Genomic DNA, 22,648 nt, shown 5'->3' on the forward strand with positions numbered 1-22,648 from the left:
AAAAGCGCGACGACGAAACGAGGCGCGGCGCGGGCCACCTGATTGGTGGAGACCTTCTAATCGCCTGATTCTCGCGCCGCCTCGGCCGCGCATCACGAGAGCTCCACATCATGTCCGAACTTCACCACGCGCCCCAAGGCGCGAACGAGAACGCTTGCCCCGACCGCGCCGCAGAGCAGCGCGCCGCCCTCGCCGATCTTGTGGAGCGCGGCGAGATCGCAGAGCGCACGCGAGCCAGTGCGGCCGAGACCTTCGCGCTTCTCCTGAAAATCCCTCCCGAGAGTCGCGACCTTGTGCGGGCGCGCCAGTTCGGCGAGCACATCGGCGCCGAGACCGAGCGCCTGCGCGAACAGTTTCGAGACAATCCGGCCGCCGCAATCGTGCGCAGGATTATCGAAGACATTTGGACCGCGGCCTATGGCGAGGCCGAGCGTGAATTCGACTCCGACCCGACGGAGATCGCGCGCGCGATGGACGCAAATCAGGAAGCGCATCGCAGTCTGGAACTCGCGATCAAGGACCGCGCGCAGGAATGTTTCGACGAGTTGCAACTCGTCGAGCGCGCCGAGGCCTTGCCGGGCGTCGATAAGCGCGTCGCCGCGGGCTTCCTTCGTGGGCGAGCCGTGGGCCGGCTCGTCGGCGCATTGCGCGCCACCTTCGATCCGTCATCCGGCATAGACGGCGACGAACTCGAAAGCGTTGTCGTGGCCGCCTTCAATCGTCAGATGGACGTTCTTGCGCAGCTCAGCGCCACGCCCGCCGCTGGCGCCGCTTGATCGCCTCACACCCAGAAGGAAACCGCCATGGCTCGCTTCGTTGAGAGCGCGGAATTGGTTGTGCTCGACCGCAGCACGGGACCGCTGAAGAGGATCAATAGCGAACTGCGCCGGCTGGGCGCGACGGCGCGAAAGGTTCAGGGCGATCTCGACAAGCTCGCCATGCCGGCGATGAAAGCGCGGGGCTCGAGCAGCATGGACGCCATGCTCCGGAGGCAGTCGACCGAGGCGCGCGCGACGGCGAAGAGCATGGGCACGCTCGCTGCTTCCTTCGGCTCGGCAGCGGCCCAAGCCGATCGACTCGGCTCCGCAGCGGCGCGCGCCAATTCGCAGGTTCGCCGTCTCAGCGCGAGTGCGCGCCATGCCGGGCACCTCCAAAACACGCTCGCGCTTGGCGGCCCGGGCGGCGGCCGTGGCGGCTCGCGCGGCGGCCATGGCGGACGAAATGGCGGCTACAGCGCGCACCTCTACACCAACCCCGCGCATTCGATCGGCAACGCGGCGCTCAGTGGCGCGTTCGGCCATGACCTCACGCTGGCCCAAGCCCTGACGATCTCCGCCCTCGGGAGCGTCATCGTCCATGCGAGCCATGTTGCGCTCGAGGGCGCGAAGGAACGGTCGACCGCCGGCGAGCGGCTATTCCAGCGCGGCATGTCGCCGGGCGATATCAGGTGGGCGCAGAGCGAGGCTGCGCGGGTCTCGGCGAAATACACGACGACGTCGATCGCCGACAACCTTGAGACATTGAACGATATCGGCGCCGCAGTTCACGATCGCGGTGGGCAATCGCAGCTCATGGAACTGCTCGCCAAGCGCCAACAGCTCGCCGTCGGCCAGGGCCAGGACGCCAAGCAGGTCCGCGACTCGAATGCGCGCCTCGTCAAGACGCTCGAAATGGCCGGCGCGCTCGTCGATTCACACGGCCAGTTCAACGCTGCGAAGACATCGGCCATGATGGAAATGATCCAAGGCGTCGAGTCGATCGAAGGCCGCAACATCAACGCCAACCAAATCCAAATGGCGACGAAGTATCTGAAGGAAAACGCGCTCACGCAATCGGTCGACAACCTTCGGAACGTCCTCTTCCTCGGCGCAGAAATGAGCGGTTCTACCGCCGGCAACAGCTTGACGAGCGTCATAAATGGTTTCACCGGGCGATCCCCGAAGGAAGTGCTCGCCAATTTGATCCGTAATGGATTGGCGACGGGCAACATCGACGCTAAGGGGAAAGTCTCAAACTATGAGCTTAAAGACGAGCAACTTCTCCGCAGTGACTTCGGAGGGTGGCTCTCGAAAATGATAGGCCCGATCCTCGAGCAAAAGGGGATTGATGCGAAACAAAGCCCGGTCGAGTTGGCGAAGTTCCTCCGCACGATTACGGGCCGCACGACGCAACAAGACATCCTCATGAAGTGGTTCACGCAGGCGATGGAAAACGCCAATAAGTCGGCGGCTGCGGAGAATGTGCGACAAGATGAAGAGACGGCAAGGGGCGTCGTAAACCGAGATTACAATGCCGCCTTCGTCGCGATGACGAAGCAAGCGGAGTCGGCCTTCGGCGAGATCGGCGACAAAATCAAAGGCCTCGTCATCCCCGGCCTCACGACGACGCGGAGTTTATTTACCGACATCACTAAGGCTCTTTCGCCTGACGCGACCGACGCAGACAGACGCGGCCTCGTCAAGGCGGGCGTTGGCACGGCGGCCGGCGGCGCGCTGGCCGCCTGGGGCGGCGCAAAGCTGCTCGGGCTCTTCAACCCGCTCACCGGCGCGGCAACTGCGCTCACCAGCTCGGCGACGGCGCTGGACGCATCGGCGGCCGCTCTCATGCGCGCCGCTGGCGTTGGCGTCGTCGGGACTGGCGCGGGCGCGGCCGGCGCTGCGGCGACCGCGGGAACAAAAACCGTTGCGGCCACAGTCGCCGCAGCGGCCGTCCCCGTCACCGCAGCCGCAGTCGCCAGCGCGCTCGGCGCCGCCGCAGTCGGCGGCGTCACATATGGCCTTGTGCGGGCCGGCGTGATCGACGCGACCAAAAAGCAGGGAACAGCGGCATGGACGAAGGCACATCCTGGCGGAAGCGGCCGGCAGGATAGACCAAATGACGAGTGGTTTCGAGGCAAGCGACGCGAGACGGAGCAGACGAAAAAGGCGGCAGACGAGGTTGAGAACCTGAAGAAGCGTTTGCACGATTTCCGCGGCTCCCTCTCGAATGACGAGACCGGCAACATTATCGGGCGCATAGATCGAATTATCTCTGCAATGTCGGCCGCCAACCGGGCCGCTATTCGGAACTTCGGCGCTCCGGCGCGCGCGGCGAATGGACAGCTCCCCTATGGAGCGGCCGGTGCTGGCGCGCCGGTGGGAACTGCGGGGTGGAACTCCACCATTCCGCAGCACGCATTCTCGGCCGGGACATTCGAGGAGACGCTGAAGCAATTCTCGACGGCGTTTCAATCGACCATATCCGGCTTGCATACGTCAACGGCGGAATTCGAAGCCGCCGGGCGAGCCGTCCATGCCGATATCTCTTCGGGCGCCGACGATCTCAAGGCCAAGGCGGGCGACCTTTCGGGCGGCTGGAAATCCGATCTCACGGCCGGCGGCGCTTCGATCGCGACGCAAATCCGCTCCGCTTTGCAAACCCCAGTCACCGTGAACGTCCAGCAATCGGCCGGTCCGAATATCGGCAACGTCGGCCCCGTTCGACAATGATGAACGTGCGCGGCGCAACGCAGCGTCGCGCGTCTCCCTTCAATTCCCGCATAGGAGGCCGCGCCGTGGCTGACCCCTTCGAAATCCTCGTCGCCGGGCAAAAGGTGACTGGCTGGACCGAGGCGAAACTCAGTCGAAAGAGGGAGGCCCTGACCGGCTCGCTCAATTTTTCGCTCTTCTACCCTTCAACGCCGAGCGCGCCGACCCTACGCGCCGTCAAGGCCGGGGCCGAGATCGTCGTGAAAGTCGCCGGCGCCGTCGCCTTCACGGGAAGCGTCGACGCGAGGAAGGCGAAGGGCCGGGCGAAGAAGAGCGAGGGCGGCGAGTTGAACGTCTCGACTTCGATCGGGAAGGATTCCTATTCGATCGAAATCACGGCGAGAGGGAAGGCGAAGAGCCTTATCGACTCGAGCCATTCGCACCCGACCGGCACGATGAAACAGGTGACGTCGGCGGACATCGTTCGCAAGCTCATCGCGCCGCATGGCCTCAAATTGATCGACAACGCCTTGGACACGATCAAACTCGAGAAGGCGCGCTTCCGCGACGGCGCTTCGATCCTCTCCGAAATCACTCGCTTCACGCGTGAGCATAATCTGCTCTGTCATGAGACGCGCGACGGCTCTTTGCAGATCATCAAGCCCGGCTCGGAACCGCGCGGCGCCGATCTCGTCTTAGGCCGAAACATTTTGAGTTTCGAGGCGTCGCAGAGCGAAGACACGTCGAACAGCTCCGTCACCGTGAAGGGCCAGCGCACGGGCGCGGCGCAGCATGGGACGGATGCGATAAAGCGCAGCATCACCGCGACGCTCGAGGGTTCGACGCCGGCCGTCTTTCGGCCCTACGTCCTGCAATTGACCGGCGACGCGACCGACGAGCGCCTGAAAGCCCGCGCGCAGGCAGAGTTTCGAGAGCGGCAGGAAGCGTCGAAAGAGATCACGGTCGATGTTTTCGGCGTGACGCAAAGCGGCGGCGCGCCGTGGGATATCGGCGTAAAGCACTACGTCGAAATTCCGTCCGAGGGAATCTTCAACGACAGCTTGGCGCGCGCCAATGCCGGCCACCAAAAGAAACGCCCCCATTGCGGCGAGAACAGCGATGGTTGCTATATCGGATGCGCTCTTCATGGCCGCCTCAGTGGTGCCGCCGGAAAAACGGGCGATGATGGAAATGGTTCTTGTAGCTCTGCCGCCAGAAAGCGGCGCGATGGTGCGCGCTATGCTGCGACCAGAGCGAAGCGCGCGCTTCCGAGACGGTCGGCGCGAGAATGCAGGCGGTGACGATAGCGGCAAAAATTCGTTTCACTTCAACTCTCCGTAAAAAGCTTTTAGCGTTTGACGCCGACAGCAATGGAAGTTTCTGGAAATCGAGCCGCTCGTCAACCGGAAAAACCGGATCGGGGATGTTTCTGTTCGATTGAGAGAAACGCGCGTCAGTCGCCGAAAATCAGCTTCAACAGCGCCCAAGGGCTTGGATACGTCGACGGCGAGAAAGCAATCCCCAAGGCCTGCGCCTTTGCTGCGCCCTTGGCCTCGCTGTCACCACGCCCGCCGCTTGAAGACTTCACGGCGGGCTTGAGGGTCAGCTTCGTTTTGAACGTCGCAACGTCTTCGTTATTCACGGAATATTCAACTTCCGTCGTCACGAAGTTCCTCCGGCCGTGGCCGGGCCAGCGGATCATTTTTGCACGACTGGCGATATTTGCGAGGCTTCGCAGACGAATATTGCGTGCTTCTCGGTCGATGATTTCAACGTCGCCGTTGGGCTTCTTGGGCAGCACAAATACCGTGACGTAGACGCTCTCGTCGCGGAGGCGAAATGCTTTTTCATCAAGCCCGGCCGGAAAGTTCGGATCACACAACGTAGCGGGTTCCTATCTCAGTCCGTGAAGATCGAGCTGCTTAATGCGCCGGGCGTCTACGCCTATACGGACGATACGCTTCGCGGGCGGTGAAGCGTCGGCAATATTTCACCGAGATCAAGATAGAGACGCCTCGCGGAAAAAGCCGCCCCAGCACGTAAGCGCATCCCTCGTATCCCCATTATGAAACCCGGCCACAGCGCCGGGCTTCGTCGTTCTGGCTCTCGACGCCTCGCGCGCCGGGGGCTTTTCCGTTTTGAGGCCTCCCCCATGCCGAAAGCACAATCCCTCCTGCCGCTCTCCCGCTTGCGCACGCTGTTCGATTGCGATTGCGCGCGCGGGACGCTCACATTCCGCCCTCGCACGCCGGCCGATTTCAAACCCGTCCCGCGTCTCTCCGCTGTCGCCGCCGCCAAGGCCTTCGCGACGCGCCACGCCGGCAAGATCGCGGGGCGCTCAGATAGCGGGCGGCGGCGCGTCAACGTCGACGGCTGCCGCTTCTGGGCCTATCGCGTGATTTTCGCCCTATGCAGCGGCCGCGACCCGGGCGAGGCTCGCATCGATCATCGCAACGGCGATAGCGCCGACGACGCCTATTCGAATCTTCGCCCGGCGAGCCATGCGGAGAACATCCGCAACGCCAAGCTGCGCAAGGATAACGCCACCGGCGCGAGAGGCGTTTTCTTCGTCAAGCGAACCGGCCGTTATGCCGCCAGCATTCATGTCGACGGGAAAACGCATAGCCTCGGCGGCTTCGCCACGCTCGACGAGGCCAAGGCCGCCCGCGTCGAGGCAGAGCGCCGCCTGTTCGGCGAATTCGCGCCCTCCCTATCTCGCCCTGCCGACGCCATGTCGGAGAGCCCCGGGACCAAATAGGATCCACAATGCCGAAGACGCCGAAAGCGACCTCGACCAAAAAGGCCGCCCGAAGTTCCCCGGGAAACGCCCCACAGGCGAGAAAACCAAACCACTCCGCTACAGGGGCGGCGGCAGGGAGGAAAAACGCGCCCAAGAGCCCCGAGGCTCGGTTATTCGGCGCCTGCGATAATATCCGCCGGAATTGGGGAGGCCGGCCCTTCGAATATCGCCCCGAATTCGACGCCCTTGCGATCGAACTTGGAGCCGCGGGTCTCTCGTCGACGGGGATTGCCGGCGCGATCGGCGTCCACAGGGACACGCTCCGCAATTGGGCTCGGCACTTCCCGAGCTTCGCACAGGCCCTCGCCCTCGCCCGAGCGGCACAAGTCACGTTCTATGAACGCAACCTCGCGAACATCGCCCGATATGGCGCTCGCCCTGGACAGGCAATCGCGACGCTCTTCGCGCTGCGGACACGCGCCGGCGAGGAATGGCTCGCGCCACGATCGCCGGCGCTCGGGGAGCTTCACGACGAAGACACCATCAAGGACGTGACGCCCGATCCAGAGGCGACCGAAGAGGAAATTGGAATCGTCCAGCGAGCCCTTACTCTTCGCCTCTCGGTCGACGATAGCGAGATTACCGACGAGATGCTCCACGATGTTGTCCTCTCGCCGATCGCTCCCGAGCCCGAGCCGCCGACCGTCGGCGATACCTCCATCATGCGGGCGCTCGCCTTTATAGCCGAGAGGGGCGGCTCTCCGCCCCTCAATCAAATCGTCGAGGCCTCGCTTGCCGCGCATCGCCGCAAGAACGCCGGCACGCCGTCCGCATCGACGCCGGCGCCGGAACCGGCAAGCCCCAAACCGATCGACGGCGAAATCATTGCGCCCGCGCCAAAGCGACGCATCATCAGAATCTAAACCGGAGTTCCGCCCATGTCTGACGCGCTCAAAATGCTCGTCACCGCTCTCGCCGATGAAGGCGCGCGCCTCACGCTTGACGACACCGGTGAAGATATTCTCTTGGACTTCGACGAGGGAGCACTGGCGCCTTCGGCCGATCTTCTCTCGCTCGTGCGCTCGCACAAGGCCGAAATCGTCGAGGCTTTGTGCGAGGCCGCCGCTCCGCCGCCTGCGGAACCGCAGGCCGCCGCCGAACCGCCGCCCGAGCCCGCGAAGATCGCGACCGAGCCGGAACCGCCGCCGATCTACGTCAGCATCGGCGGCAAGCGCCAGCTCCTCGAGGTCGCGAAGATCGTCGCTCCCAAGCCGCGCGGCCCGGAACTGCCGCGCGCCATCCCCGTATCGGACGTTGAGCCCTCGGACCTTGACGAAGAGGAGCGCGAGCGATGGAACCGAGCCCGCGAGCGGCGGCAGGGGATGACGCATCAAGACGCCGTGCTTTTCGAGGCGCGCCTCGCGTTCGGCGACGTTCGCGCATGGAGCGAGTGGATAGGCCGCCGTTGAGAAGCCGCTGCCCCGCCGCCTGAAACATCATCGATCTTCCCGCCGCGCTGGCCTCACGGCTGGCGCGGCTTTTTTTTTTGCTCGCGCGCATGTGCTATCAATCCGCGTCGCGCCGGAGATCGCCGCCAATGTCGCCTCGCAAACCGCGTCCTGTCTCTCTCGCGCCAGTCGGCGGACAACGCGCCGTCGCGGAATTGGCCATCAAGAAATTCGAGGCGCTCGGCTCTCGCCGATCGGAAGCGCCGACACCTGAACGATTGATGCGCGCCGGCGGCGCGGCGAAGGTGGAGCGGTTCGCGGATACGGCCGTCGTCGTCAACGGAAGCCGGGCGGCCGAGGTCGAAATCGAGGCCGTGCGCGTAGTCGTGGCGGATGATCCATTCACCAAGCTTTGCAACGGCGGCCACGTCCACAAGAAGCCGGGGCGCAATTTGCAGCTCTGCACGGCAGGAATTCGCTATCGCGAGGTATGGCGGCAGGCGTCGCAGGGGGGCGCTATTCGTGGCCCTTCGTGGAACGAGCGCGTCCAGGGCGGCCGATCGCCGGGGCTATTCGGGAGCGAGAGCGCCGCGCAATCGCTGCTCAAATTCACGAAGATGCGCGCCGCCATTGGCGACCGCGACCACCAGAAGGCCGTTGAGGCCATTGTGCTTGAAGATCGGCCCCCGGAAGACGTCGGGCGCGAAATCAGCGGATATGCAGCGCCAGCCCCGGCGCGGGCCGTTTCCATGCACGCCCTGCGACGAGGGCTCGAGGCGCTGGCGCGTCATCTTGGGCTGATAGAACCGGAGCGGGAAGAGCCCGCGCCCCTTCCTCGCGCCGCCGAGTAGAGGCCGATCAAGCGGCCTTCCTGCGCTTCACCCGCGGCGCGACCTTCTCCCGATCCTGCCGACGAGCCGCGGCCGCGAGTTCCCGCGCCATGGTGGCGGCGTCGAGATAGCGGCGCTCCCCATTGGCGCTACAGCCGATGCAAAGGCCCTCGACGAGGGCGAAAATCTCAACATCCTTCATCGGTTTCACCAGCTCACTTTCCGCCAGATCGTTTGAAGAGTGCGTTCGCGGCCATGGCTCTGGCCTCATAGTCCGCGCACCACGCGCTTTTTCCGAGCGTGTTGAAGTCGTCCACGGCGAAGAGCGTCGCCAGTTTGAGCGATGCACGCCAAGGATCATCTTCCATGATTTGCGACCCGATGCGTTTCATCACCCACATGGAAACACGAACCTGATTCTTCCGTCCGCACTTCGTCTCCGCGATCGTCCCGCGGGCTATGAGCCGCGAGGTCACGCCAAACATTTCCGTCAGCTTGTCGGGCAACTCGCCGCCGGCAAGAGCTGTCGCGGCCGCGCGCGCGCTATCCGTTTCATCCGCGAGCGCGGGCGTGGACGCCAACATAACGGCTGCACAAGTCACGGAAATCACAAGTCTGTTCATCGACTCTTGCCTCGTTCAGTCAATCAAACTCGCCACCGAGCGGCACGCGCCGAACCGTCTCCACGAAGGGCTCTTCCTCGTCGCTCGGCGCCGGCCAGCCGACGATCACGCCTGGCGCAATCGGCTTTCCTCCCGCGCTCGCCATAGCAGCGGCAGCACGCGCGAGCCGCGCCTTGTCGACGGCGATGCGCGTCTCTCGCTCCATATCGCCGTTCTCGCCGGCTTTTTCCAGCGGCGCGGCAGGTGCGATCGGCGGCGGCACAGGATCGGCGCGCCGTTCGGACACTTCGCCGATGGCGGCAATAACCTCGCGCTCAACGGCGTTCTTCAGCGCTATCAGGATCGGCGCGAGGTTCCTTTCCTGTATGCGGCTGTAGACGCGCTCGATGAATTCCGGCGACGCCTCATCTTCCTCGTCCTGGCGCCGGCTCTTGGCGACAAGCGCATGGTAGAGCGCGGCGGTAAGCGTTTCGACGTCGGGCTGTTGCCGTTCCTCGGCCTGGACGGACTCGGGCGCGATCGGCGGCGGCAGGGCGGGCGCGGCGATCGGCGCGGACAACGCCCTCGTCGTCGCCTTCGTCACCGCCGGAGCGCCGGCCTTCGCCTTCTCCGCCGAGATCACCGCTCGGGCGTCGCGAACCGTCACGCGCTCGCCCTCGACCACGCGGCCGAGGATTTGCTCTCTCGCGGCCTCCGGCGTGCTTTCGCCAAATATCTCAATGAATAAGCTTTGCGATAAAACAGGCGTGTCGCCTGTTTTGCCCTTCGCGAGTTCGGCAATTCGCATAAGCCGTCGCGCGTTCCGATCGCTCATCCCGAGTTCGGCCTCAAGCAACGGGAGCCATTCGCCACGGCGCAGCGTGCGCTTGATCTTCGCGAGGGCTTCCCCAACGTCGACGATCGCCTTCACGGTGTCTAACGAGCGGCGCTTGACATAGGCGATCACCTGTTTCGTCGCCTTGGCCCGCTCGCCAAGCTGATCGTAATTGAACGTCACCACGTCACCGCTGGCCGCCTTGGCGCGCGTCGCCGGGAGATTGCGAACTTTTCTCACGATCGCCTCAACCCTTTCTGTCATTGCCCTTGCCGCTCCGCGCGCCGCCGACCGGGAAAGGCTTCTCCGCTGGCGCGGCAGGGGCGGGCGGCTCTGGCGCGGCAGGCGCGCCCTCGTCACCGGCGGCGGCCTTGCGAGGCGTGCGGGGCTTGCGCGGCTTTGGGGGCTCTCTCTCCGCGCGCTCGCGCATTCTCACCCCGACGCCGCCGCCGTTCTCGGGGATGAACTGGACGCCAGCCGCCTCGAGGGCATCTTGAAGCGCATTGAGCGTCCGCGTTTGAGCCGAGATCGGCCCCGCCTTCACCTCCAAACCTTTGATCGTCTGTAACGGAACTCCCGAGGCCTCGGCCAATTGGCGCTGTTCCCATCGCAACAGCATTCGCGCCGCGCGTATCTGTTCGCTTGTTATTCGCATTATTCCATACCTTAGGTATTGACGAGGTGGGCGGGCCGGGCGTAGATAATTTCATACCTCAGGTTTCGCTACAAGAGCTGCCACAATGACCGCCAAGCCCTTCGATCGCCGCAGTATCCTGAAGAATGCGCATTGGACGGCTCATGTCCGCGTCGCTTCCGGCGCTCGCGGCACCTATCGGGAGCACCTGTCGGCTGCGCTCAAATTCGAATGGGCTCGCGCCAAGCAATTCCGGGCCGCCGCCGCGGCTCGCCTTTCGCAAAACGTGGGTTTTCCCCTGCGCAGCTGCTTCGCGGACGCCGCGCGCTCTCCCGCCCGGTTCCGAACTTCGCAATTTGTCGCCCGCGCGCTGGCGGGCTGACCGATCGCCGAAAGCGGGCCGGCGAGTGAAGCGCCCGCGAGAACGTGAAAGGATAACTGCGATGCTGACAGTCCCCGCCGTCGAGCTCCACGCTCCGGCAATGAAAATCGCCGATATGGAAACGCATGTCCGCCGCGCGTCGCATCTGGCGCACGCCCTGTTTCTGCTTACGCGCTCCGACGTTGATTTCTCCGACGAAAGAGACCGATGCGCGCTTGACGCCCTGGCCGACGAGATCGCGGCGCACGCCAGCGCCGCCGAGCATCTGCTCGACGCCCCCGCGCTCAACTGAAGAAGCTCTTCACGAAATGCAGGAAGGGGTCGCTTCGGCCAGGGGCACCAACTGCTTTTTCCCTGTGGAAATCAAAGCCCAACTAATCCGGCGCCTTCCGCTTAGAGGCTTCGACGATCCTGCAACGGATTTCCCCTTTTAGTAACGGATTTTTCCTCTGACGGATTGAAATCCCTCACTTTCCATAGGTTGCGCATCCCGGTTTTTTCCTTGTTTGTAGCGGCTTAGGCGAAACCAAAACCAAAAGAACCAACATGGCGCTCACGGACGCAAGGCTCAGATCGGCGAAAGCCGGCGACAAACTGGTGAAATTGTCGGACGGGCATGGCCTGCAATTCTGGCTCTACCCGACGGGGGCAAAATCGTGGCGGCTCGTCTATCAGTGGCACGGGAACCAGCGATCCATGACGCTCGGCCCCTATCCCGAAATGAGCCTGCGCGCGGCGCGAATCGCGGCCGAGGATGCGCGCCGCGCCGTGAGAGGCGGGACCGACCCCGGTCCCCGGAAAAATGCGCCAGCGGGCCGTGCTGGTTCGGCGACGCCAACCTACAGCGAAATCCGCGCCAGGTGGCAGGCGAAGGAGGGCCGCAACGCTCGCTCGGCCGACACGCTCGCCCGTTATGACCGGCTTGCCAAAATCGGCGCAGAGTTGGACACTCGGCCGATTGCCGAAATCAAGGCTTCCGAAATATTCGACATCCTCCAACGGCTCGAGGCTCGGGGCACATTCGAGACGGCAAAGCGGCTCCGGGCGATGATCTCGCGGGTCTTTCGATTTGCGATCGCACTCGACCATGCCGCGACCGATCCGGCCTCCCATCTTGTCGGGATGATCGCCTCGCCGCCGGCTCGACCGCGCTCGGCCGTGACCGATCGGAAGGGGTTCGCCGAGCTGCTACGGGCGATGGCCGCCTATGAGGCGCGCTCATGCGTCGGCAATGCGCTCATGCTCTTGGCCCTCACGGCGGCCCGGTCGGGCGAGCTCCGGCTCGCGGAATGGACCGGGGAAATCGACCTGGACGACGGCGTATGGACCATCCCGCAGGCACGGACGAAGATGCGGAGGGCTCACCGCGTCCCGCTCTCCAAGCAGGCGGTCGCCATTCTGAAACGAATGCAGGCGCACAGCCGCGCGCTCCGGACGCGCTTCGTCTGCCCCTCCCCACGACTTGGACAGCCTATCTCTGAGAACGCCTTCAACTGCGCGCTCCGGTCCATGGGCGTCGGCGCCGACGTCGCGACGGCGCACGGCTTCCGATCGTCATTCTCGACGATCGCCAATGAGAGCGGGTTATGGCGTTCCGAGACCATCGAAATGGCGCTCGCCCATGTCGACTCATCAGTTCGCGGTATCTATCAGCGTGGCGACATGTTTTCCGAGCGAGCGCGCCTCATGCAATGGTGGGCTGACGAAATCGACGCGATGATCTCTGGCCGCGACAAAATAGGCAGTAAATTCGAGCTGCAACCGCACGGAAGCGCGCGATAAATGGCGGCCCCGTCACTCTCCCGGCGAGCACTCCCTCCCGAGCGGGAGCACATCGCCCGCGCCGCCATCGCCGAGGTGATGACGTGCGCGACTGAGGCCGACGTGCTCGCCGCGCTGTGCGGCGCCTTCCCCGACCTCCCGCTGTCTGACGTCAGAACTGCATTTCTCGGGGCGTGCGTGAATACAGCCTTCGACGAGCGCGAGCGGCTGATCCTCTCCCGCACGGCGGCGGCGCTCGCCCGGTCTATCGACGCCCTGCCTATGCGGCGGTTCGATCCGGCCTGATCGCCCGATTCTGTGCAGGATGTTCCTCCCGGAAAAGAGTGCCGGAACACGGGCAACTCTTTTCCGTTCGCGCAATGTCCGGGGCCTCAGCCGTCGTCAGCGCAAAGGAAACCTCGCGTGAAGACGCTTCGCCGGGCGCTCGGCGCTGCACTGGCGCTCTCCTCGACCTCGGCGCTCGCCGGAGACGAGCCGCCGCTCAACCCCGCCGTGACGCAATTGACGATCGACGAGACCATTTGCGTTTCCGGCTGGACGAAGACGCAGCGCCCGCCGCAGTCGACGACGGGGCCGATAAAGCGGGCGCTGTTCCGAGGCGACGGCCTGCCTGATGAAGCATTCGAGAGCGCAATCCTCGACCATGTGATTCCGCTCGAACTCGGCGGCTTCCTCGACGACGCCCGCAATTTCCAGCTCGAAGAGGCCGAGGAAGCGCGGGAGAAGGATCGGACGGAGCATTGCCTCCGAAGGGCAGTTTGCGCCGGGCTCGTCACGCTCGCCGAGGCGCAGGCGGCGATCTGGCGGGATTGGCGCTCGGCGGCGGCGCTCTGCGGAGATCGTCGGAGATCGGCCCGCGTCGCCGAATAGGCTCGGCCCAATTGGCCGGACATGACCCTAAGCGGTCTTTCCTCCATCTCGACCGCAATGGCTCATATGGGTGGAAAGTGGACAATCCTCGTCACCACGGTCAACGCTGCTCCTGACCGGAACCGGGCGCTCTGTCTCTTGCTAGCTTGTCGCGATATCGCTACTTAGTAAATGATCGCATCTACGCGCCTTCACAGAATAGCGTTTTTCGAACTGAACGTTTCCTTGCCCACCTCGAAAGCTTACATGCCTTCATCCGCAACCTTGGTCGATCTGCCCGACCGCCCGGCGTTGGAGCAGCTTAGTCGGGCGCTATGGTCGCGCGGAAGTTTGCGTGGGGCGGCGGTTCTCGTCGGTGCTGGCGTGAGCCGCGGAGGGGCACGACTTCTCTCCAACGACGCATCACCTCCGCCGTTATGGTTCGAATTGGCGGGCGAGATGGCGCAAGAACTCTACGGAGCGAAAAGCGCCAATGCTCCAAGGGATCCACTGCGGCTCGCAGAGGAGTTCCGCGCTGGGCTCGGCGACGCGGCACTCACGGATTTCCTGCGTCGCCGCATCCGCGATGATACCTTCGAACCAGGACCAATCCATCGCGACTTACTCGATCTGCCTTGGGCCGACGTGTTGACGACGAACTATGACACGCTGCTCGAAAGAGCGGCGCAGGACGCTCGGCGCGGCTACGATCTCGTTCTTACCGAGCACGATCTTCCCCACGCCGGAGGCCCGCGAATTGTCAAGTTGCACGGCTCGCTGCGGGATGGCGCGGATGTCGTGATCTCAGAGGAGGACTACCGAACTTACCCGCAGCGCAGAGCGGCGTTCGTCAACACGGCCCGGCAGGTATTCATCGAGAACGAACTCTGCCTGCTCGGCTTCTCGGGCGACGACCCTAACTTCCTGCAATGGGCCGGGTGGGTGCGCGATCAATTGAGCGGCCGGGCTCGGCGGATTTATCTTGTCGGCGCACTCGACCTGCCGCCGGTCAAGCGGCGCTTGCTGGAGACGCGTGGAGTCGCTCCGATCGATCTTGCCCCTGCGGTTGCGGGCGAGCGGGCCGATCGGCGCCATGCCGCTGCGATCGGTTTGTTTCTCGCGCACCTCAAGGCAGCTCGACCCACAGAACCAGACGATTGGAAGCCAACGTCGTATCATAATTATCCGAGTTTACGTATCGGCGATCCTGATGCGTGGTCCCGCGACTTTCGAAATCCAGAAAAGGTCGTTGAAGCGTTTCGCGGGGTGCTCGCGATCTGGCGAGAGGACCGGCAAACGTGCCCAAGGTGGCTCGTCTGCCTGAACGACGTGCGTCAATCTATCAGGAATAGCACAATTACCGTCGATAATCCGGTTCTCGCCCTAGACACCTTGCCCGAGAGCGAGCGTCGGGATGCCGTGTTGGAATTGGCCTGGCGCTACGACCGCGGGGCGCAGCCAGTCCCACCGTGGTTGGCTGAGCGCATGGATGCGATTTCGACGCCCGCGGCGCTGGCCGACGCCGATCCGGAGCTCGTGGGCGCACTCGCCCGAGCTGTGCTGGGCGCAGCGCGTGCGAGCAATGACGAGGCTGTATTCGAGACCCGCGCAGCGCGCTTCGAATCGCTTGCCGCGCCGAGCGATTTGCCCGCCCTCGTCGCTCACGAGCGGTGCCTCTTCGCGCGCGACCGGCTCGATTTCGCCTTCGTGGCGGAAAACACGAGCAAGATTGACGGCGACGATCCCCTTTGGAGTCTACGGCGTGCAGCAATGCTTTATTGGGTCGGGGAGATGGAGGCGGCCCAACGGACTGTCGGTGCGGCGGCCCGGGAGTTACGAGCGCGAGTTCTGCGTGATCCCGACAGCGTCGCGCTCCGTTCGCGTTTAGCTTGGGCAGTGATGTTGGTTAGCGTGGTGCGCTGGGAGGACGACGGGGGGCTACTTGCCGAATTGGACGGTCTGGATCGGTTGGCGCTGCGCGAATACGACCCGTGGAAGCAATTGCACGCCCTCGACGCAGAGAGCGATGAGCAACTCCGCAAGCGCATGGAAGCGAGACAGATTGAGCCTGGTTTCGAGGCGGGCACTTACAGGGATAACGGCAACTCCGTCACCTTCGCTGACTCGGAGGTCACGACGCTTGGCGAGTTGCGCCATGTAGCCGAGCGAGCAGGACTGCCAATCCACACACAGCATGTGAACGTACTCGGTACCCGCCTTGCGGACGCGTTGCGGCTCGTTTTCGAGCCGACTGCGGCGTGGCATGCTGCGTTTCTCTCGACGCAGCCGGATTACTCCAAGGGGCCGATCGATATTCATCTCGGTCGCATAGCCGTCGCCCGTCTTGATGAGAAAGCGGTCGCGGAGCTTCGGAAACGGCTAGAACACGCGATCACCTATTGGTGCGCCCGCCTACGCAGCAAAGGCAACGACTACAAAGACGTTGACGTACTACGCCTCTACGTCGAGGCGTTGTCCCGAGTGGCGGCGCGCGACGACGCCGACAACGCCAAAGCGCACGTACGCCTTGCGGTAGAATTGGCGACAGACGGCGGACTGAAGCATTGGCGGATGAACGAACCAATTGGCCACCTGCTAAAGCGCGCGGTTGATGCCGTGCCCACCGATGAGCGGGGTGAATTGTCATCCGAACTGTTGCGCTTCCCTCTGGCTGTGGAGCGAGACACCAGCATTCCGCCGGGTTCGTGGTACGACCCCGGTGAGGACGCCTACCGCTTCGTTCGCCGAAGCGGGAATGAAGCCATCTTCGACGCTCGCGTGGCCGCGTTCCTTCGCCATCTAGTTGATGGCGGACCCTCTCGGACAGAGGCGGCCGTGCGCCTGCTTTACCTGCACGAAAGAGAGCAGCTGAAGAGTGATCAGGTTTCCTCGTTCGCCGACGCCCTCTGGAAAGACATCCCACCGGGCAGTAATGATCTGCCCAAGGGCTTAAATCTGCTCTCGCATGCGTTCCTCATTGCGCCCGCGCCGCCGACCATCGACGCCCGCGCGCGCGTCTACTCGCACTTTTACGGACCCGGCGACGGAGCGGACCCTATCCACCTTGTGGCCGCGGCCTCGGGCCGAAAGCCTTACATGCAGCCAACCGAATCGGACGCGGTCCGATTGTTCCGCAAAGTGGCTGGTTGGCGTCCAGAAAAGCCGGTTTCCGACGTCTTACGCAACGCCCTCGTTCATGTGGCCCGACAGGAAAACAGCCGGCTGATGGCCTTCATCCTCGGCATCGTTGCTGCGCCCGCGCTTGGCAAGCATGATCGTTCAGTTGAGCAGGCCGAGGCCGCACTGACCTTTCTGCACGAGACCGGCTTGCCGGAAGCGCTCTCCTCGTTGCCTGTGTTCTACGGTGTGGACGCGAACATTAATCGCCGGATCGAGGCGGCATTTGTACGGCCACTAGCGATCGGCGACCGCAGGGCCACGCCCGCTGCTGTCGACGCACTTGACCGCTGGCTGCGTCTATCCGAAATCGATCAAGCACCCCCCCTGCCTGATGTCCTGCGCGACAGGGCGCTGCGGGCCTTTGAGCGTGGGCGGATTGGCGGACTGGGTAGTCTCATCTATCTCGCGCGTCGCCTGATCGAGGCGGACCGCTGCGGCAGTGCTGAACTCGATCGCATCACCGAAATGCTCGATGAACTCCGCGAGGCGACAGACTACGGTCCGCCCGATGGCGACGGCCATATTCAGTCCGACAGGGCCGTTTCCTTACCTCTCGCCCGCGCCGAGTGCGTCCGACTTGCACGAGCGCTTGAACGAAAAGGAGTGACAACCGAGCCGGTCCATGCGTGGCGCGAACTCGCCGCTCGCGACCCACTTCCCGAAGTTCGTGAAGCCACGCGTGACGTGACGGACGAATGACACTGGCATAGCGTCTGGGTCGAAAATCAAATTGCCGCTCTTAGCGCTTGCTCGACGGTGGGAAAAGCGGATGAGAATGTCAGCCATCGGCCTATTTCAGTCTTCGACCACCCATTCAAGAACGTCCGCCCCTGGCGCGACCTCCCCGTTCCACCATGGGCTTCACCAGCGAGAAGGCGCTCCGCTGGAAACTGAAATACATCGACGCATTCAACCAGATGGAAGCCGATTGAGCATTCGATGGTGGCTATCGCCGATATCGCCATGATGGAAATGGAAGGCGAGGCGCGCGCCCGCGATCTCGACATTGCGGAACGGCTCGGGTTCGAGCGGCCGCGCGATATCCGCAAGCTGATCGAGCGCAATATCGCGGAACTTCAACGGTATGGGGCAGCGCGCCACCGTGGCGCGCTGCTAAATCGTCCGCAGGGCGGGACCGTCGGAAGTCCAGGAATACTGGCTCAACGAGCCCCAGGCGCTCTTGATCGCGATGCGCTCGGATGCGGAACTGGAGCCGGCCGTCCGCGGAATGCTTCGCCGGTAGGTCGCCGCGGAACGTCCCACGTCGCGCCGATCGCGCCCCATAGCGCAGCCGTCCTTCGGGTGACAATCCGCGCCCATGCCTTCGGGCGTCAATAACGAGCCGCGCCCTTCGGGTGACACCGCCGGTGCCGGAACCTTTGAACTCTATGAGAACAGGGCGCACAGGCGCGCGCCTTCCCCTTGCGAGGGCGTCTTTTGACGAATCTGTGATTTTCGCGGAGATTGACCGGCGAACGGGGGGCAGCCTGCCAGCCTTCCCCCCGTTCTAGCACTCCGCAACGTGTCGAAGGACGCTGCGAAATGGTCTCGGAAAATTCTGGGCGAAAGCCGCCCGGAAGGCAAGGCGCGTCCGCGCGCCTGGACGCATGGATTGCCCAAGTCTTTGGAGACAAGGGCCTCCCCAGGAATGCGCTGCATGTCGCGCAGGCGCTTCGGCAGTTCCTCAACCGCGCGACCCTCACGGCATGGCCCGCCGTCGGCACACTCGCGAAAATCGCCGGCCTTTCCGTCCGAACCGTCCAGCGGCTCTTGCGTGCAATGAAGGGCGCGGGCCACCTGTCGATTGAGGACAATGCGGCTCGGTTCGGCTGCAACCTCTTCGGCGCTCGGCTCCTTCCCGAGACCGAGGCCGCCTTGGCGAAGCCCGCCGCTGATCGCCGACCCGAGGTCGAGCTCCACCCGGCCGAGCTGTCGCTCAATCCTCGTCGAGAAAATGGAAGTCGCGCCGATCGGCCTGGACGCGAGACCGCGCCGGCGAGCGGACCCGCGCCGCCCGGCTTCGCTCGCGACCGCGTGAGAGTGGAGACGAAGAGCCCGCTCTGGGAAGTCGTCGCCGGGCTCTACCGGCGAGAGGTCAATCGCCTCGGTCCGCCCCTCGTCAACTTCGGCTGGCGCTTCTCCCGCGACATGGTGGAGAGGGCCGAGGCCATTCTCGCGACGACGGGGTGAGGGGGCGGGGAGGGCTCGAAATCGCCCCGGTTTGTGCCGCCGTGGTTCCGTGGAATTTTCCGGCGCTCTCTCGGCTCTTTGCGCCATCCGTCGAAAACCTTTGTCTCATAAGGTGTTACGAATGGCGCGCCCGAAGGGATTCGAACCCCTGACCTCTGCCTTCGGAGGGCAGCGCTCTATCCAGCTGAGCTACGGGCGCGCGAGGCTTCGCGCCTTCACTACCGCAAGCGGGCGTGGCCTGCAATCGGGCTCGTGCGGCTTTCCGGCTTTTCGCTTGTTGTCGGTGGCCGCATCGGCGGGCTTTCCGGTCGAATGGAATCGTTCGAGCGATCAGAATTCTCTCCATACGAGAATCCAGACCAGTTTCCGATCCAAACGGATCGGAAACTGGTCTAAAGCTCTATGTCCTCGTCGAATATCTCGAGCGGCAAAAGACGGCGGAATCGTACCGCGAAACCGTCCTCGGTCTGGCGAATGACCTCCGCTTGTGTCCTTTTGCCGATCGTGATCTTCTCGCCGGGCGGAACCTGCACCTCGGTCCTCAGCGAGGCGCCGCTGCGCGATAAATCGAGAATCTCGCAGGGCAGGGTCACCTGCGCCACCGTAAATGTCGTGAATCGCCGTTTGGGCTGCAGCCGCTCATGGGCGCGGCATCGCGCGGAGTCCGGCGCGAAATGGCGCGTCAGCCATGCGAATTGCATGGCGACATGGGCCCGCGGTCGATCCGCTATCTCGAGGTCCAGAGTGAAGCCGCCGTCGAAGATGCGAATCACGGCCCCGTCGAAGCGGCCCCAACGGTCGAGATCGAGAGATATCTTGTCGCCGACAGCGGGCCGGTAGTCGCTGCGCAAGGCGACGATCTCCGCCGACATGTCGATGGTGCGGCAGGGGTGGCGGCGCTGGTCGGGCGGCAGGGAGAAGCGGCCGTCGAACCTCGGCTCGGCGATCGTCTCGGCGGCGAGGCGCTCCTCCCCGTTCTTCGGGCGAAAATCATGTCGTCCCACGGCCGTCGCTCCACATGCGCGGCGCCCGCCAGTCGCTCATCGACTGGGGCGCTGACGAATTGCGGCCGCTGCACGACCGATAATATATAGAAATCTCAATGTGTTATACCTGGCTGCGGCGCGCCGCCGTCGGGGCTAGATTAATCATTATAGAGGCGATACGTAAATCGGGCTTGAATCGAAGCGACGCAATTGACGACGTCTCGCTCAGTGACGTCGGCGCGCGCTTGCGCTAGAAGGCGGGTCATGCGCGCGCTGCTTCTCATCTTTTTCGGGGCCGGATTGGGCGGAGTCCTGAGGCATTTCGTCAATATTTGGTGCCAACGCTGGCTGGGCGCTCAATTGCCCTGGGGCGTTTTCGTCATCAACGTCACCGGCTCTCTCGCCATGGGGCTCGCCGCCGGCTATTTCGCCTTCAAGGCGGGGACGGGGTGGTCGCAGTCGATGCGGCTGTTCGTCACCACGGGCCTGCTCGGAGGCTATACGACTTTCTCCGCTTTCTCGCTCGACGCCGCCACTCTGATCGAGCGCGGCGACATGCTCTCGGCGGGGCTCTATGTCGGCGGCTCGGTCGGCCTGTCCATAGCGTCGCTGTTCCTCGGCCTCTATCTGGTGAGGGCGCTGACGTGAGCGCGGCCGGGGCGGAGGCGCCGCAATCGACGCCGGTGCAGACGCTGATCGTCGAGGAGGATGAGGCGGGCCTGCGGCTCGACCGCTGGTTCAAGCGTCGATTCCCGGCGCTCGCTCTGTCGCATCTGGCCAAAATTTGCCGCAAGGGCGAGGTGCGCGTCGACGGCAAGCGCGCCGACACGTCTACGCGGCTCGAGCAAAACCAGAAGATCCGTGTGCCGCCGCTCAAACTGGAGACAGTCGCGGCGCCGGCGGTTTTGCGCGCAAGGCCGGAGGACGCCCGCGACCTCGCCGAAATGACGCTGTTCGAGGATGCGCATCTCATCGTGCTGAACAAGCCCTATGGTCTCGCCGTCCAAGGCGGCTCGGGCATGAAGCGGCATATAGACGGCATGCTCGAATCGCTGGCCCAAGGGGACAAGCGGCCGGTGCTGGTGCATCGGCTCGACCGCGACACCTCGGGCGTCTTGCTCATCGCCAAGAATCGGCGCACCGCCGCCGATCTCGGCGAGATCTTCCGCTCGCGCCAGGCCCAGAAAATCTATTGGGCGCTGGTCGAGGGCGTCCCCAAGCCGGCGCAGGGACGCGTCTCGCTCTATCTCGCCAAAGGCGCGGATATGGGTGAGGAGCGCTCCCGCCGCGGGGGCGATCGCCGCGCCGCCGAGCCCTCTGACGCGAGGGAGAAAATGCGCGTCGCCCGGCATGGGGACGAGGGGGCGCAGCACTCGCTGACCTATTACGCCATCGTCGACAAGGCCGCGCCGCGTTGCGCCTGGCTGTCGATGAAGCCCTTGACCGGGCGCACGCATCAGCTCCGCGCCCATGCGGAGGCGATCGGCTGTCCGATTTTCGGCGACCCCAAATATGGCCACAGGCCGGAGGACGAGGTCCGCCGCCGCGATCCCATGCGCGCCATGCCCTCTGAGCTCGAGCCCAAGCTGCATCTTTTGGCGCGGCGGCTGATCCTGCCGCATCCCAAGGGCGGAACGCTCGACGTCACCGCGCCGCTGCCGCCGCATATGAAAAAGAGCTGGGACTTTTTCGGCTTCGATATCGCGCAGGATGACCCCATATCGGCGGCTCCGGACGCGTGAGCCCGTCGACGTCTCGTCGATCATGCGCTCATCTATTGAAAAAGGCGGGATTTCGACGAAATCCCGCCGAGGAGACCGTTCATGTCCCGTGAAAGCGAAAATCTCGCCGAAGGCTTGTTCGTGCCGAATGAGGAGCGCAATCCGCTGCGCGCCGCGGTTCAGGGGGCGCGGCCCGAATTGCCGAAGCGATTCTATAAGTCGTCGAGCGTCGGCGAGGCCGAAGGCGGTTATGCCGTTCTGCTCGACGGCAGGACGGTCAAGACGCCGGCGCGGCGGACATTGACGACGCCGTCGGCACCGCTGACATCGGCTCTCGCCGCGGAATGGGCGGCGCAGGGCGAAAGGCTGAACCCTTCATCCATGCCGCTGACTCGGCTCGTTAATTCGGCGATCGACGGGGTCGTGGAGCGGATCGAGGAGGTCGCCGCCGACGTCGCCAAATACGCGGGATCAGACCTCGTGAGCTATCGCGCCGACGAGCCTGCCGGCCTCGCCGCGGCCCAGGCCGAGGCCTGGGATCCGCTGCTCGCTTTCGCGCGGGAGCGGCTCGGCGCGGAGCTCGCCGCGACCTCGGGCGTGATGTTTCTCACCCAACCGCCAGAGGCTATGGCTGCGGTCGCCTCGGCCGTGCGCGCTTATGCGGGGGAGGGGGCCGGGGCGCCCTTTCGGCTGGCGGCGCTGCACACGATGACGACGCTGACCGGCTCCTGCCTCATCGCTCTTGCGGTGGCGCTCGGCGAAATGGATGCGGAAGCCGCCTGGGCCGTCGCCCATATCGACGAGGACTATCAGATGAAAGCCTGGGGCGCGGACGCCGAGGCGGTGGCGCGCCGGGCGCGGCGATTTGAGGAGATGAAGGCCGCCGCCCGGATCGCCGAATTCTTCGGCGACGCCGCCTGATTTACGGGCGCCGGCGCGCATTTTCTCGCCCCGCCGGGGCGGGCGTAAGGCCCGCCCGCCCAATCCCTTCGGTAAAGACGC

25 protein-coding genes and 1 tRNA gene are annotated in these 22,648 nt (G+C 64.3%); 18 read left to right on the forward strand and 8 right to left on the reverse strand.

What is annotated here, in order from left to right; genetic code table 11:
• Positions 1-110 precede the first annotated feature (110 nt).
• Positions 111-776 (forward strand): hypothetical protein, encoded by a 666-nt coding sequence (locus IY145_RS17760; protein ID WP_196409420.1) that lies wholly within the window; start codon positions 111-113, stop codon positions 774-776.
• On the opposite strand, the gene IY145_RS17765 is transcribed toward IY145_RS17760, so the two are convergent.
• Entirely contained in the window at positions 666-1,367 is a 702-nt protein-coding gene (locus IY145_RS17765; protein ID WP_196409421.1) for a hypothetical protein, read from the reverse strand. The genes IY145_RS17760 and IY145_RS17765 overlap by 111 nt on opposite strands.
• A gap of 60 nt (positions 1,368-1,427) precedes the next feature.
• Between IY145_RS17765 and IY145_RS17770 the strand changes: the two genes are divergently transcribed.
• Positions 1,428-3,488, forward strand: coding sequence for a hypothetical protein (locus IY145_RS17770; protein WP_210332688.1), 2,061 nt, complete (start codon positions 1,428-1,430; stop codon positions 3,486-3,488).
• A 65-nt stretch (positions 3,489-3,553) separates the two neighbouring features.
• Positions 3,554-4,768 carry a phage baseplate assembly protein gene (locus tag IY145_RS17775; protein ID WP_196409423.1) on the forward strand — a complete coding sequence of 405 codons (1,215 nt, stop codon included), beginning with the start codon at positions 3,554-3,556 and terminating at the stop codon, positions 4,766-4,768.
• A gap of 152 nt (positions 4,769-4,920) precedes the next feature.
• Here the strand turns inward: IY145_RS17775 and IY145_RS17780 are convergent, their stop codons facing one another.
• Positions 4,921-5,349: a hypothetical protein gene (locus IY145_RS17780; protein WP_196409424.1), complete on the reverse strand. Its 429-nt coding sequence runs from the start codon at positions 5,347-5,349 to the stop codon at positions 4,921-4,923.
• Positions 5,350-5,619: 270 nt separating this feature from the next.
• Here IY145_RS17780 and IY145_RS17785 point away from each other — a divergent pair, with 270 nt between their 5' ends.
• The 4 genes from IY145_RS17785 to IY145_RS17800 all read left to right on the forward strand — a co-directional run bounded on the left by IY145_RS17785 (position 5,620) and on the right by IY145_RS17800 (position 8,506).
• Complete coding sequence (locus IY145_RS17785; RefSeq protein WP_196409425.1) at positions 5,620-6,225, forward strand: HNH endonuclease; 606 nt, start codon at positions 5,620-5,622, stop codon at positions 6,223-6,225.
• Between the two features lie 8 nt (positions 6,226-6,233).
• Positions 6,234-7,130 carry a hypothetical protein gene (locus IY145_RS17790; protein WP_196409426.1) on the forward strand — a complete coding sequence of 299 codons (897 nt, stop codon included), beginning with the start codon at positions 6,234-6,236 and terminating at the stop codon, positions 7,128-7,130.
• Positions 7,131-7,145: 15 nt separating this feature from the next.
• A complete protein-coding gene (locus IY145_RS17795) occupies positions 7,146-7,676 on the forward strand; it encodes a hypothetical protein (RefSeq protein WP_196409427.1) in 531 nt (176 codons plus the stop codon).
• Between the two features lie 194 nt (positions 7,677-7,870).
• Positions 7,871-8,506, forward strand: a complete 636-nt coding sequence (locus IY145_RS17800) for a hypothetical protein (RefSeq protein ID WP_196409428.1) — start codon at positions 7,871-7,873, stop codon at positions 8,504-8,506.
• Positions 8,507-8,513: 7 nt separating this feature from the next.
• On the opposite strand, the gene IY145_RS17805 is transcribed toward IY145_RS17800, so the two are convergent.
• Genes IY145_RS17805 through IY145_RS25835 form a run of 4 tightly spaced genes read right to left on the reverse strand, consistent with a single transcriptional unit; the run spans position 8,514 to position 10,541 of the window.
• Positions 8,514-8,696, reverse strand: a complete 183-nt coding sequence (locus IY145_RS17805) for a hypothetical protein (protein ID WP_196409429.1) — start codon at positions 8,694-8,696, stop codon at positions 8,514-8,516.
• 4 nt (positions 8,697-8,700) lie between these two features.
• A complete protein-coding gene (locus tag IY145_RS17810; protein ID WP_196409430.1) occupies positions 8,701-9,108 on the reverse strand; it encodes a hypothetical protein in 408 nt (135 codons plus the stop codon).
• A gap of 19 nt (positions 9,109-9,127) precedes the next feature.
• Complete coding sequence (locus IY145_RS17815) at positions 9,128-10,186, reverse strand: DUF3102 domain-containing protein (protein ID WP_196409431.1); 1,059 nt, start codon at positions 10,184-10,186, stop codon at positions 9,128-9,130.
• Positions 10,170-10,541: a hypothetical protein gene (locus tag IY145_RS25835; protein WP_246722091.1), complete on the reverse strand. Its 372-nt coding sequence runs from the start codon at positions 10,539-10,541 to the stop codon at positions 10,170-10,172. The genes IY145_RS17815 and IY145_RS25835 overlap by 17 nt, the downstream gene beginning before the upstream one ends.
• Positions 10,542-10,662: 121 nt before the next feature.
• On the opposite strand from IY145_RS25835, the gene IY145_RS17825 reads away from it, so the two are divergent.
• The 8 genes from IY145_RS17825 (at position 10,663) to IY145_RS17860 (ending at position 18,939) form a co-directional block, all read left to right on the forward strand.
• The gene (locus IY145_RS17825) at positions 10,663-10,938 is read left to right on the forward strand and encodes a hypothetical protein (protein ID WP_196409432.1); all 276 of its coding nucleotides are present in this window, start codon (positions 10,663-10,665) and stop codon (positions 10,936-10,938) included.
• 100 nt (positions 10,939-11,038) lie between these two features.
• The gene (locus tag IY145_RS17830) at positions 11,039-11,230 is read left to right on the forward strand and encodes a hypothetical protein (RefSeq protein WP_196409433.1); all 192 of its coding nucleotides are present in this window, start codon (positions 11,039-11,041) and stop codon (positions 11,228-11,230) included.
• Positions 11,231-11,484: 254 nt separating this feature from the next.
• Positions 11,485-12,720, forward strand: a complete 1,236-nt coding sequence (locus IY145_RS17835) for a site-specific integrase (protein ID WP_196409434.1) — start codon at positions 11,485-11,487, stop codon at positions 12,718-12,720.
• Positions 12,721-13,005 carry a hypothetical protein gene (locus IY145_RS17840; protein ID WP_196409435.1) on the forward strand — a complete coding sequence of 95 codons (285 nt, stop codon included), beginning with the start codon at positions 12,721-12,723 and terminating at the stop codon, positions 13,003-13,005.
• Between the two features lie 117 nt (positions 13,006-13,122).
• Entirely contained in the window at positions 13,123-13,590 is a 468-nt protein-coding gene (locus IY145_RS17845) for a hypothetical protein (RefSeq protein ID WP_196409436.1), read from the forward strand.
• Positions 13,591-14,028: 438 nt separating this feature from the next.
• Positions 14,029-17,448, forward strand: a complete 3,420-nt coding sequence (locus tag IY145_RS17850; RefSeq protein ID WP_196409437.1) for an SIR2 family protein — start codon at positions 14,029-14,031, stop codon at positions 17,446-17,448.
• A gap of 240 nt (positions 17,449-17,688) precedes the next feature.
• The gene (locus IY145_RS17855) at positions 17,689-18,087 is read left to right on the forward strand and encodes a hypothetical protein (RefSeq protein WP_196409438.1); all 399 of its coding nucleotides are present in this window, start codon (positions 17,689-17,691) and stop codon (positions 18,085-18,087) included.
• A gap of 537 nt (positions 18,088-18,624) precedes the next feature.
• Positions 18,625-18,939 carry a hypothetical protein gene (locus tag IY145_RS17860; RefSeq protein WP_196409439.1) on the forward strand — a complete coding sequence of 105 codons (315 nt, stop codon included), beginning with the start codon at positions 18,625-18,627 and terminating at the stop codon, positions 18,937-18,939.
• Between the two features lie 122 nt (positions 18,940-19,061).
• Here the strand turns inward: IY145_RS17860 and IY145_RS17865 are convergent.
• Together IY145_RS17865 and IY145_RS17870 are read right to left on the reverse strand one after the other, a co-directional pair.
• Positions 19,062-19,138, reverse strand: a tRNA-Arg gene (locus IY145_RS17865).
• A 193-nt stretch (positions 19,139-19,331) separates the two neighbouring features.
• Positions 19,332-19,943 carry a PilZ domain-containing protein gene (locus IY145_RS17870; protein WP_196409440.1) on the reverse strand — a complete coding sequence of 204 codons (612 nt, stop codon included), beginning with the start codon at positions 19,941-19,943 and terminating at the stop codon, positions 19,332-19,334.
• 246 nt (positions 19,944-20,189) lie between these two features.
• On the opposite strand from IY145_RS17870, the gene crcB reads away from it, so the two are divergent.
• The 3 genes from crcB to IY145_RS17885 all read left to right on the forward strand — a co-directional run bounded on the left by crcB (position 20,190) and on the right by IY145_RS17885 (position 22,567).
• Positions 20,190-20,573 (forward strand): fluoride efflux transporter CrcB, encoded by a 384-nt coding sequence (gene crcB / locus IY145_RS17875; protein WP_196409441.1) that lies wholly within the window; start codon positions 20,190-20,192, stop codon positions 20,571-20,573.
• A complete protein-coding gene (locus IY145_RS17880; RefSeq protein ID WP_196409442.1) occupies positions 20,570-21,667 on the forward strand; it encodes an RluA family pseudouridine synthase in 1,098 nt (365 codons plus the stop codon). Before crcB ends, IY145_RS17880 begins: the two co-directional genes overlap by 4 nt.
• A gap of 81 nt (positions 21,668-21,748) precedes the next feature.
• A complete protein-coding gene (locus IY145_RS17885) occupies positions 21,749-22,567 on the forward strand; it encodes an ATP12 family chaperone protein (RefSeq protein ID WP_196409443.1) in 819 nt (272 codons plus the stop codon).
• Positions 22,568-22,648 lie beyond the last annotated feature (81 nt).

It is taken from the genome of Methylosinus sp. H3A (assembly GCF_015709455.1).
Lineage (GTDB): Bacteria > Pseudomonadota > Alphaproteobacteria > Rhizobiales > Beijerinckiaceae > Methylosinus.